The sequence below is a fragment of the Trichocoleus sp. FACHB-90 genome, assembly GCF_014695505.1.
GTDB classification, from domain to species: Bacteria; Cyanobacteriota; Cyanobacteriia; order Cyanobacteriales; family FACHB-T130; genus Funiculus; species Funiculus sociatus.
This window is the reverse complement of sequence record NZ_JACJOK010000068.1, coordinates 1-11,908: the sequence shown is the minus strand read 5'-3', so window position 1 is coordinate 11,908 and position 11,908 is coordinate 1. Positions and strand designations below refer to the sequence as shown.

Below are 11,908 nucleotides of genomic sequence, written 5' to 3'. Positions count from 1 at the left end.
AACGCTGATGAACGCTGATAAATACAGAGAATCAGGTGAGGGAAAAGAGAAATTTACCCTGTTAGAACTTAAAAATCTTTTTGTTAATTATGGTGGAATTCAAGCCTTAAACGATATTAACCTGACTGTCAACAACGGCGAGGTTGTCACTCTTATCGGTGCCAACGGCGCTGGAAAAAGCACTACCTTACGCGCTATCTCTAAGATAATTAATCCCCGAATTGGTAGCATTATTTACAGTGGACGCAATATTACTCATCGCCAACCTCATGAAGTAGTGCGACTAGGAATTGCTCATTCTCCGGAAGGACGTAGAGTATTAGCGCGGCAAACTGTTTTTGATAACTTAGAATTGGGTGCTTACATCCACTCCAACCAGGAAGTGGTGAGGGCTGATATTAATCGGCAATTTGAGATGTTTCCACGTCTTAAAGAACGTCGAAATCAACTGGCTGGGACACTCAGCGGTGGCGAACAGCAAATGTTAGCGATCGCTCGTGCTTTGATGAGCCGTCCGAAACTGTTACTATTGGATGAGCCGAGCTTGGGTCTTGCTCCTACAATTGTCAGAGAAATTTTTTCTATTATTCAAAATCTCCGCGATACAGGAGTAACTATCCTTTTAGTTGAGCAAAACGCTAATCTGGCTTTAGAGATTTCTGACAGAGGATATGTACTTGAAGCTGGTTGCATCACCTTAACAGGAAAATCTTCTGACTTGCTTAAGGATGAGCGAGTTATGAAGGCTTATTTGGGGTAATTTAGAATATTGTTTACTTTTATTTGAAGATTTATTTTTGTTTATATTTGAGTGAAATAAGGGCACTAAATAAGTAAAAAAGTCGTCAAAAATTGGGATAAATATAAAAAGTAATGGGAGCTATGTTACCCATTTTGGGTCTATAGTTGATAACCCTTTCGTGCCTGACGGTTAGTATAGGCAATCGCCTATTCTTAAAATAAATAGGTGGGCAGTGCCCACTCTACTTTTTTACATTTTGCTTCTTAAGTTTTGCCTTGTTATGGAACTGCCATCCCGCGTTGTACGGCTGGACGCTGCTGAATTGTCTCAACCCAACGTTTGAGATTTGGATGATTATCTAGTGTTAAACCTTGAAATTCATAAATAGCAACCCAAGGAAATGTCGCAATATCAGCAATTGAGTAGTCATCGCAGATAAATTCACGTTCAGAGAGTTGTTTATCTAAAACTCCGTAAAGCCTCAAGGTTTCTTTCTCATATCGCTCAATTGCGTAAGGAATCTTTTCTGGGGCAAACTTTTTAAAGTGGTTCAATTGACCGAACATTGGCCCCACGCTTGCCATCTGAAACATTAGCCATTCCAGCACTTGAAAGCGACCTTTTTGTTCAGTGGGCAGAAATTTGCCAGTTTTCTCTGCTAGATAAATCAGGATGGCACCAGACTCAAAAATTGTCATGTCGGTGTCTCGGTCAACAATTGCCGGAATCTTGCTATTGGGATTAATTGCTACAAATTCTGGAGTAAATTGCTCGTTTTTGGTTATATCAATCTTGTGGACGTTGTAAGGAAGCTCAACTTCCTCCAACATGACAGAAGCCTTGCGCCCGTTCGGTGTGGTGAAGGTGTAAAGGTCAATCATGATTTTACTCCTGAGAATTGCCGTTTACCGAGGGTAGTGTAGCTTGAATTGCCTAGAAGCGATCGCTTCCATACAGAAGCATCTCTTTTTTGCAAATATTAGCCTGCGAAGGCAGACTTTGTTTGTTTAGCCGCGACTTTAGCCGTCGGGCATTTTTACTTCCACACACTCCCCCGTAGAAGCAACTACCATAATTTCAGCCCCCAAAGTTCAAAACAAGCTTTTAGATGCAGGTAACATCTCCCATTTTCAAAGACTTAGTGCTAGTTGGTGGCGGACATAGCCATGCCATTGCACTGAAAATGTTTGCCATGAAACCGTTACTGGGAGTACGCCTGACACTAATTTCAGAGGTATCACACACTCCCTATTCGGGAATGCTTCCCGGTCATGTGGCAGGCATCTATGATTATGATGAAAGTCACATTGACTTGCGCCGTCTTGCCCAATTTGCCCAAGCGCAGGTGTATATTGACCGGGTAATTGGTCTAGACCTGGAAAATAATAAAGTCATTTGTGCTAACCGTCCAGATGTTGCCTTTGACTTGTTATCAATCAATATTGGCAGCACTCCAACAATAATATCTGTTCCGGGAGCAGCTGAATACGCTATCCCAGCTAAACCAGTGCCAAAGTTTTTGAGTGCATGGAACCAGCTGCTTAAGGATGTTGCGGCAAATCCCGAAAAACCTATAAAAATTGCTATTGTTGGTGGAGGTGCTGGCGGTGTGGAACTGGCACTAGCAATGCACTCTCGCCTAGATAAATTTTCTAAACAAAACCCAGAAATTCATTTATTCCATAGCGGTTCCTACCTTTTACCGGACTATAACCAGTGGGTGGGTCATCGTCTCCAAAAAATTCTCACCCACCGGGAAATTCAATTGCATTTGTCGGAAAAGGTGTGCGAGGTTGAACCGCACAAGGTTATCTGCGAATCGAATCTTATGATAGAGTGCGATCGCATCTTTTGGGCGACACAAGCATCCGCACCCACTTGGCTACAAGCATCCGGACTAGCTACCGATACCAAAGGCTTTATCGGTGTAGAGGACACATTACAATCAGTGTCTCATCCCCAAGTATTTGCCGCGGGTGATATTGCGGCGATGGTTAATCATCCCCGTCCCAAGGCGGGAGTATTTGCCGTGCGTCAGGGGAAGCCACTATTTAACAACCTGCGGCGGACATTACTAGGAAAACCACTCAAACCGTACAAGCCGCAGAAACAATATCTTAGTTTAATTGGTACAGGGTATAAGAGCGCGATCGCTTCCTGGGGAAATTTCGGCTGCCAATCTCCCCTACTATGGCACTGGAAAGACCGCATCGACCGCCAATTTATGGCACGTTTCCACAACTTGCCGGAAATGTCAGTCGTCACCCAATCCAAAATCCCCAAACCAAAATATAAAATTCCCAATCCCCCAATGCGTTGTGCTGGTTGCGGTTCTAAAATCGGCAGTACCACACTCGAAAGAGTCTTGCATCGTATCAAATTAGAACAACCTGAATCCGCTAATAGAGAAGATATTCTAATTGGACTTGATGCACCAGATGATGCCGCCGTAGTCCGTGTCCCAGCGGATCAGGTGATGGTTCATACCTTAGACTATTTCCGCAGCTTAATTAATGATCCGTTTATCTTTGCTCAAATTAGCGCCAATCATTGCTTAAGCGATATTTTTGCAATGGGTGCTACTCCCCAGAGTGCATTAGCAATTGTCACCATTCCCTACGCCTGGGAAAAAAAGCAGGAGGAAACGCTTTATCAACTGTTATCAGGTGCCGCTAAAGTGTTGCATCAATCCCAGACACCTCTCGTAGGCGGACACACAACCGAAGGTGCAGAACTTATCTTTGGGTTATCCTGTAACGGCTTAGCCTATCCTAATCAGCTGCTGCGAAAAGGCGGTATGAAGCCAGGTCAGGTGCTAATTTTAACCAAACCACTAGGAACTGGTACTCTATTTGCCGCTGATATGCGCCTGAAGGCAAAAGGACGCTGGATTGATGGTGCTGTTGCGTCAATGTTGCTATCAAATCAAGCAGCAGCCAAGTGTTTATTGAAATATGGAACTACTGCCTGTACCGATGTTACAGGCTTTGGACTGTTGGGGCATTTGCTGGAAATGATCCAAGCATCTCAGGTAGCGGTGGAGTTAGATTTAGAAGCCATTCCAGTTCTAGAAGGTGCTTTAGAAACGCTGCAAATGGGAATTTTCAGTTCTCTGCATCCGCAGAATTTACGGGCATCCCGCCAAATTAGCAATTTATCACAAGTGCGCGATCGCTTTAACTACCCTCTCCTGTTTGATCCCCAAACCTCCGGCGGACTCTTAGCTGCTATCCCAGATGAACGCGCTGGTGCTTGTGTCGCCTCACTCAAAACCTTGGGATATACCCACAGCCGGATAATTGGTCGCGTCACCCTACCGAATCAAGGCATTAAGCCCATCTCAGTAATTGTCTAAATTCAACGGAGAGGAGAGGATTTGAACCTCCGGTGACGTTGCCGCCACAACTGATTTCGAGTCAGTCGCATTCAACCACTCTGCCACCTCTCCAAGAGCTATACCTATTAACCCTTAGTTAATTAGTCAGCTTTACCAGTATATCCCACATTGTGCCAATCTCTTCTGCCCAACGGAGAAATTCCAATAAAGCATCACGCCATCACTGGAGGTAATAGCCAGTTCATACCAATTTATCACCAAAGCAGGTTGAGTATTTCCCCTTCTGGCAGGAGTTCTGAAAAGTATGATTGGCATCTGGTAGAGGCTTTGGCATTCGATAAATAAGCTATCGGAAACAAGGATAAATTCTCCCTGAATGAGACATCCTCTAAGAGGTCAATTCTCGCTATCGAGTTATTAAAGATCCACAATTTTGAGTTATGTGGAACGCAATGAAAATCGATTTCTGCAAAAAAAAATTCTGTTCCATCGTTAGTGAGAGTAAAAAACTGGGAATTATAAGTACCAGCAGTAAACACTGTTGCTTGAAGTAGCTAAACGGCAAGGACTAGCTTTCATAGTGAGGTTGCATAACTGATGAATTCTGATTTCAAGCCACCACCTAAAGGTTTGTCCATCCTGGCTACTGTCGGAGGTGTAGTGACAGGGGTTGTCGCGATCGCGGGGTTACAGATGGTTTCTAACCACCTTTCTAAAAGGGCTACCGTTGTTGAGTCTTCTGTACCCGCTTCTGTTAAGGCTTCCCCTGAATCCTCAGATAATGCGATCGCCCTCGCTAAACTGGATGCTCAATCTGTAGAAATTCCGGGTGAACCCCTTACCGCAGCTCAAATCGCCGCTACGAAAACTCCTTATCAGGACTTACGCAACTGTCACAAGCGACGGTGCGGCGCAGCCGCACCGAGCGGAGCGCTAAACAACTAGACAATAAACATCGGGACATTTGGACGTTTTAGTTGTTGAACTAAATAATTGGACAATAATCCATGTTTAATTTGATAAATTGTTTGGGAGCTTTGATAAGCTACATCTTTGAGTCGAAGCCAGACTAAAATAGCACAAGCAATATAGTTTCTTTGGATACGTCCCTTGCGACATTGACACGATTCAATACCAGTTACTTGTTTTAATTCTCTATGAAACTCCTCAACCTTCCATCGAACCTTACACACTTTTTGTACAACGTCTGTAGAATCTTGAGATAAATCGTTTGTAGCGATAAAATCTGTTCTTTTGGTCGAGACAGTTACCCGGAAGAGCTTCACTTTTTTAGCTTGAGGAAACTTTTTTATTTTAATTATTTTACCTGATTTTAACTCCTGTCTGTCCCAAGATAGCAATTCAATTTTTTGATATTTTTTTTGACCTGCTGTATCATCAACAAGTCTATTACGTTTCAGAGGACAATAATAATATCCCTCTTCTGTCACTCTCCGGGCAGGCAATCTCCAGAAGCCTTATCAGTCAATCAATACAAGCTATCCTATTAGAAAAAGTTGGTGGCTGTATTTGTTGTTAGAAAAAAATCTGGCGATCGCTTCGTATACAAAGGCTCTAGAGTTCAAAAATGGCAAATGTTTTCGGAGAGTGACAGAAGAGGGATATAGCGGTTCTTATACGACTGAGGTACACCCAAATCCAATATTATCAAGCTTTTCAGTTTTGAAACTGTACCTCACACAACCGAGAACCGCTATATTTTTCTAATCTATCAATATATAACATCAATTTACTTGTCGCCTACCAAGTGTCCATCAAAACACCTTGGAAGGGTAAAGCCTTATAATATATTAGGTTTTGCAGCATCTCGTTCACATGGTCTATCTTTGTTTTTCCATCTCTATCTGGGTCATAAATCCGATAATCAACTATCTAAAACTTTCCAGTTTCCTGATTGACATATATACAATTTATTAGCTCAATACCTTGGATGACATCCTGTTGATTGCCACTATATTGCATGAGTGCTTGTCTCTATTTCTGTGGCGTATCGTTTATCAAGTACTGTGTTATCAAAAACTAGATATGCGCTCTCACTCACTTGAACGATATCTTTAACATTATCCCAAAGTAAACGGGATGTTAACTTTTCATTCTCAAGATAACGGTTAATTTTATCATGACTAATCTGCTCTAAATGCTCTGCCAGATTTGTCAGAGTATAATTCGTCTGACTACTTAACAAGTATTGGGAATAGTTAAGTTTAGTAAATCTCATAAACTACAAGATTTTTTTATGCGTCCTCAACTAATTCTCTCATGATTTGAAGAATACTTAACACAGCCAATTACTGTTGGTAATTTCAGCAATGCCATCTAGATACGCCACTCTGACATAGTAGGTAAATACTATAAAATTGCGCTCGCGCTGTGCCAGTTGCGTAAGTCCTGAGAATAACAAAACTCAGGATGATAGCGATCGCTAGTGTCACCATTGTTTTAACAGCGCTGGCTTTTGCCTCTACTACCTGCTGCTGCAATAACACCTTGCGATCGTTCTCTATCTCCTTGATACCAGAGCGGATCTCATCCATGAGATTCTTTCCCTGATTTGTCTCAATCACCTGCAACGCAGCTTCAAATCCCTGGTTCTTCCGCAAGCCAATTGTCTTTTTGAGTTCAGCGAGTTTTTCTGTTATCAAGGAGCTAATAGTATCCAACCGCATCTGTTGGTTGGAGTTATCCGCCGTTAATTCCCTAACTGCTCAATTTGCCGATCAACTGTGGTAATTGCAGCGTTATACGGTTCCAGATAACGCTCATTTCCGGTGAGAATGTAGCCCCGTTGTCCCGTCTCAGCATCCTGAACCTTGGAGAGGAGTTCTTCGAGGTTAAGGATGCTGTCTTGAGTTTGTTCTACCCGACGATTGCTCTCAATTAGTCCCCTTGTACTTTGGTACGAAATCATACCAATCAGGACTAAAATTGCTGACGCTAACCCAAACCCTCCCGCAATCCGTTTGAAGAATTGCCTCCGCGTTTTCTCTGTCTGTTGTCGCTCCCCCGTAACCAGTGTCAGATTAGCTAAATTGCGCCTCAATTCCATTTGCTTAATCACTTGGCGACCAAGTAATCGCAATGCCTCCACCTGTTCCGGCATCAGTTCTCGCGGTACGCGGTCTATTACGCAGAGCGTTCCCACCGCCTGCCCTTCCGGCGTAATCAAGGGCGTACCTGCATAAAAACGTATATTGGGGCCGGAGGTGACTAGGGGGTTTGTTGCAAACCGTTCGTCAGCCGTTGCATCCGGAACAATAAAAACGTCCGGTTGCACGATTGCATGGGCGCAGAATGCGTTATCGCGGGGAGTTTCTAGCGCCTCTAAACCCACCTTCGACTTGAACCACTGGCGGTTGGCATCGATCAAACTGACTAAGGCGATGGGAGTTCCACAAATATACGAGGCTAAACGGGTGAAATCGTCAAAGGCTTCCTCAGCAGGGGTGTCGAGGATCTTATACTGCAAAAGCGCCTCAATTCGCTCTGCTTCGTTATCGGGTATTGGTGCTTTCATCTTGGAGTCTCATCCACCGCTCTTTGCCGTCACTGGAGGCGAGTAAACGGGTTCTTTTGATTTAATACTGACAACAATCTAACCAAAATTATTCGAGCCTCCAAGTCTCCATTATCGGACTGCTGCTTCAGGTGTGCTTCTGAAGCTAACTTACGGCTAGATCCATAGTTAAGTTTGAGTCATAAAATTTTGCTGTCTCAATCACGGTAGTCTGAGCCTTAAATCGGTTATCTATTCAAGCTTTACCTCTACGCTGGGGAAATATCACCCCCCATTCCTAATAGCTAATACCGACATCGTTTTCTGTTGCTTCCAGCGTTGTCTCAAAGGCACCACTGGGAGTCCACTGGATTGCCCCATCACGCTCGGTTGTATATAGTTTGGTGTTAATTTTACGCAGAGTTTGTGCCGTTTCTGGATCGATGGTAGCGGATGAGGCGATCGCTACCTTTGGTTGCATCTTTTGCAATACATCAGTTTGTAAACTTTCTCCAGACCACCAAAGCACCTGAACAGGCGGTAATTGTTTCAAGAGCGCTAACTTTCTTTCATTTTCCTCTGGCTTAAAATTTCCCAACACTAACCAACTCTGGTCGCTGATTTGCAGTTGTACCACTGGCGGTTGGCTATTAATTAACTTGATGGCTGAAGTTCCAATCGGTACACTCTGACCAACGGGTAAAGCCTGAGGCGGAATCTTTACACCTAGAGTCCGAAGTTTATCAATAGAGGCAGCGTTAACGTAAAAGGTAGATACCGGGAGTCGTTCCAAAATCTTAGCCCAACCACTTCTAGGACTAAGTTGAGAATCCGTAACCACAGCCCAGTCAATTTGATTGACGCCCTGCTGTTGTAAAAAAGGCAGCACAGTAAAATTGGCTGTACTGTCATCCCCACTATTAACCAGCGTGACTTCCCCTTTGTCTTGAATCACCAAAACTGGCTCTCCCGGCGTAGAAAGCACCGTGACTCGAAACAAAGTTGCTTTTGTCTGCCAAACTGGGATAACAACCAGAGTAGTAGCAATAATCGCAGCAAACCACCAACGCCGACACCACCACTTGTTGAGCCAAGCTAGACCAATTAAACCGTATAGCGCCAATACTTGAAATATTGAAATAGTGCCAACAGCAATTGAGTTTCCCGGCAAAGAGCTGAAAAACTGCACAAGCAAAATCAGCCAGTGAGTGGGGTAATACAATAACCAAGCTAGAGTGCTTCCCGCCAAAGGCCAAATTAATCCGGCTAAGGCGCTGAGAATTCCTCCAATACTAATGACAGATAAAAAGGGAGTGCTGATGATGTTTGCCAGGATACTGTAGGGAGATACGACACCAAAGACAAAGAGTTGTAAAGGTAAAACCCACGGTAAGACGGCAATTGGCAGCGCAAATAAGGATGCGATCGCAGGCGGCAACCAATCAAACCATTTTATTATCGCTGGCAGCGTGACTAACAATCCCAGTGTGGCTAGAAAACTCAGCTGAAACCCCAAATTCCAGATCCACAGCGGATTAAATAATAGCAATACCGTGGCAGCAAGCAGGAGCGAACCTAGTGGTTTGACTTTTCGTTGCATTGCTAAGGCGATTAACGCCCCAACTCCCATTACCCCTGCTCTTAGAACTGATGGCTGCACTCCTGTCAAGCAAACAAAAATAAGTATGGCAGCAAGCCCAACGCCTAGTTGCGTCCTTACGGAAAAACGCCCAAAGGCAGCTATGACAAAACCCAGAATCAGAGAAATTTGAAATCCAGATGCTGCCAAAGCGTGAGCCAATCCCACCTGGATAAATTGATTCCGTACATCGTAGGGCAAATCTACCGCTTGACTGCCCATAACCATCGAACTGACAAGCTGCCCTTCTGGAGAACCTAGCCAACGAACTTGAGAGTGGATGATTCGCTGCCTTACAGTCCAGAATCCCCAGCCACGTTCTTCCTGTTCATTGGGGAAACTAACCTGCCGTCCGCTTAGACCTGCAAAACCCCCTTCTCGCGCCAGGTAAGCCTGAAAATCAAAGGCACCAGGATTCGTAGCCTTTTTCGGTTTATACAATACTCCCGTAATTGCGATTGCTTCACCAGGATATAAACCAGTAGCTTGTAGTAAAGGCACAGTTACATATAACTTGCCCGTCACTCCCTGACTGACATCAGCTGGTTTGTTCTCGCCGTTCTTTACCTCATTTAATTTAGAAGCTTCCAACCAAAATTGCGATCGCTGACTTTGCGTTAGCCGAAGCGTACTAGCAATCTTTCCCTGAACTGTGACAACTTGCTCCTGCCCTTTCCCATTTTGGGCATGAACAAACTTGCTGATGTCATTTGCTAAAGGTTGCGGCACCCGCGCTTGAAAATACAGTGCTGCCAGCAACCCCACAATTCCGACCGCCAGCCACACTTTAGCTTTAGGCCCCGTTCGCCAGAATTGAGGTACAACAAAAGCAGCCCCAATCCCCAGAGCCAAAACTGCATACTTGCCCCACCAAACTGCCGTAGACAGTAAGCCTAAAATATAGGACAAGCTTAAAATTACACCAGCAGCCGAGTTCATCAGATAGCCAAACCTAGCTTCAAGCCCAGCACAGCGTGTACAAATAGCAGACAAAGTGCCGTAGTGCCTAAATAAGCATGAAATGTCCGCAGCACTACCTTATTACCCCCAAAGCCTATCATCGAAATCGTGCCATTAATTGCCAGCAATCCCAGCACAATAGAACCAGTCCAAAAATGCGGACTTTCCAGAATCGGCTGATCTTGCATTACTAGCGATAAAACTCCGCCAGTATAACCTAGTGCTATAAACAGAAACATCCACGGTGCCAGCTTCCGGTGGTCAGCCAGACTTTTACTAGCGATCGCCGTATCCGCCGCCACCCGTCCGCGCCATCCGGCAAACCCTATAAAACTACCCATCACCAACACCACAATTGCCATCATCACCGGGTGTCCCCAATGCACAATCGAATCCGGAATTCCTAACTTTTCAAACTGGTTAGCAATTGGTTCCAAAACCTCACTTAGACTAGCCACCCGCCTCACAGCCTCCTCTATCAACATAGGTTTGCCCAACTGGTTTATCAATCTTCAAAAGAATCTAACCCAGTCCCTTTACTCACTTAGGTAACTCAGATCACTATCCCCAAACTCTTACACACTTGCAAAAGATACTTGCTGTGCAACTTCCTTTTGCTTGCACAGGGGAAATCCCAGCGCCTCTCGTTGCTGCAAATATAACTCCGCGACTCGCCTTGCCAACTTGCGAATTCTGCCAATGTAGCGCGTCCGCTCCGTTACCGAAATCACCCCTCTGGCATCCAGCAAATTAAATGTGTGAGAACACTTTAAAACATAATCCAGGCTGGGTAAGACAAGTCCACGTCCAGTCAGTTGCTCTGCCTCCTGCTCGTACAGACCAAACAAAGTAAACAACAAATCTGGGTTAGATGCCTCGAAATTATAGATACACTGCTCAACTTCTCCCTGAAGGTGAACATCACCGTAGGTAACGTTATCAGTCCAGCGAATCTTGGTAAACGCATCCACCTGCTGGAGATACATAGTTAATCGCTCCAGACCATAGGTAATCTCAATTGAGACGGGTCTACAGTCAAGGCCTCCGCATTGTTGAAAGTAAGTAAATTGGGTGATTTCCATCCCATCTAGCCATACTTCCCAACCTACTCCCCAAGCTCCCACGGTGGCATCTTCCCAGTTGTCTTCTACAAACCGGATGTCGTGATCTTCAGGGCGAATACCTAAAGCTCTCAACGAGTCCAGATAAATCTCTTGGATATTATCTGGCGAAGGTTTAATCAGAACTTGATACTGGTAATAGTGTTGGTAACGATTAGGATTTTCACCGTAACGTCCATCTGTAGGGCGGCGGCAGGGTTCGACATAAGCGACAGCCCACGGTTCCGGACCAAGACATCTTAAAAAGGTATTGGGATTTTTGGTGCCTGCCCCTTTTTCAATATCGTAGGGCTGAGCGATTAGGCAACCGCGATCGCCCCAAAACTCATGCAACGTAGCAATCACCGATTGAAAATTCACAGTTCCCTTTCCTCAGGCGCTCAACGCATTACCCATTGTGGCGCAAATGCTCCCCCTCAAGAGCTTTTCAAGAATTTTCAAAATAAATTTGCTCAAACAGTTGACAGATTGGGGAGAGAGTAGCTATATTAATAAAGCGGTCGGGAGAGACAAGCGAAAGCGACACTCCACCGAGCGACGAGAACCTAGAAAAAATAATAGTTTGAAAGCCAGAGTAACACAATAACCTCGTCAA

General features: G+C 44.6%; 7 protein-coding genes, 1 tRNA gene and 2 pseudogenes. 3 read left to right on the top strand and 7 right to left on the bottom strand.

What is annotated here, in order from left to right:
• Positions 1 to 7 precede the first annotated feature (7 nt).
• Positions 8 to 760, top strand: a complete 753-nt coding sequence (locus H6F74_RS19425; RefSeq protein ID WP_190443841.1) for an ABC transporter ATP-binding protein — start codon at positions 8 to 10, stop codon at positions 758 to 760.
• A 260-nt stretch (positions 761 to 1,020) separates the two neighbouring features.
• Here the strand turns inward: H6F74_RS19425 and H6F74_RS19420 are convergent, their stop codons facing one another.
• On the bottom strand, positions 1,021 to 1,623 hold the full coding sequence (locus tag H6F74_RS19420) for a glutathione binding-like protein (RefSeq protein WP_190443840.1): 603 nt from the start codon (positions 1,621 to 1,623) through the stop codon (positions 1,021 to 1,023).
• A gap of 227 nt (positions 1,624 to 1,850) precedes the next feature.
• Between H6F74_RS19420 and selD the strand changes: the two genes are divergently transcribed.
• Positions 1,851 to 4,097 carry a selenide, water dikinase SelD gene (gene selD / locus H6F74_RS19415; protein ID WP_190443839.1) on the top strand — a complete coding sequence of 749 codons (2,247 nt, stop codon included), beginning with the start codon at positions 1,851 to 1,853 and terminating at the stop codon, positions 4,095 to 4,097.
• Positions 4,098 to 4,103: 6 nt separating this feature from the next.
• Here the strand turns inward: selD and H6F74_RS19410 are convergent.
• A tRNA-Ser gene (locus H6F74_RS19410) sits at positions 4,104 to 4,190 on the bottom strand.
• Positions 4,191 to 4,676: 486 nt separating this feature from the next.
• Here H6F74_RS19410 and H6F74_RS19405 point away from each other — a divergent pair.
• A complete protein-coding gene (locus tag H6F74_RS19405; protein ID WP_190443838.1) occupies positions 4,677 to 5,024 on the top strand; it encodes a hypothetical protein in 348 nt (115 codons plus the stop codon).
• Here H6F74_RS19405 and H6F74_RS19400 read toward each other — a convergent pair.
• The 5 genes and pseudogenes from H6F74_RS19400 to glyQ form a co-directional block, all read right to left on the bottom strand.
• A pseudogene (locus H6F74_RS19400) lies at positions 5,021 to 5,512 on the bottom strand (transposase); the annotation flags it as partial. The gene H6F74_RS19405 and the pseudogene H6F74_RS19400 overlap by 4 nt on opposite strands.
• A 978-nt stretch (positions 5,513 to 6,490) precedes the next feature.
• Positions 6,491 to 7,614: pseudogene (locus tag H6F74_RS19395) on the bottom strand (CHASE3 domain-containing protein); the annotation flags it as partial.
• 277 nt (positions 7,615 to 7,891) lie between these two features.
• The gene (locus H6F74_RS19390) at positions 7,892 to 10,171 is read right to left on the bottom strand and encodes a ComEC/Rec2 family competence protein (protein WP_190443837.1); all 2,280 of its coding nucleotides are present in this window, start codon (positions 10,169 to 10,171) and stop codon (positions 7,892 to 7,894) included.
• Complete coding sequence (locus H6F74_RS19385; RefSeq protein ID WP_190443857.1) at positions 10,171 to 10,650, bottom strand: DUF4079 family protein; 480 nt, start codon at positions 10,648 to 10,650, stop codon at positions 10,171 to 10,173. The genes H6F74_RS19390 and H6F74_RS19385 overlap by 1 nt, the downstream gene beginning before the upstream one ends.
• Positions 10,651 to 10,767: 117 nt before the next feature.
• On the bottom strand, positions 10,768 to 11,673 hold the full coding sequence (gene glyQ / locus H6F74_RS19380; protein ID WP_190443836.1) for a glycine--tRNA ligase subunit alpha: 906 nt from the start codon (positions 11,671 to 11,673) through the stop codon (positions 10,768 to 10,770).
• Positions 11,674 to 11,908 lie beyond the last annotated feature (235 nt).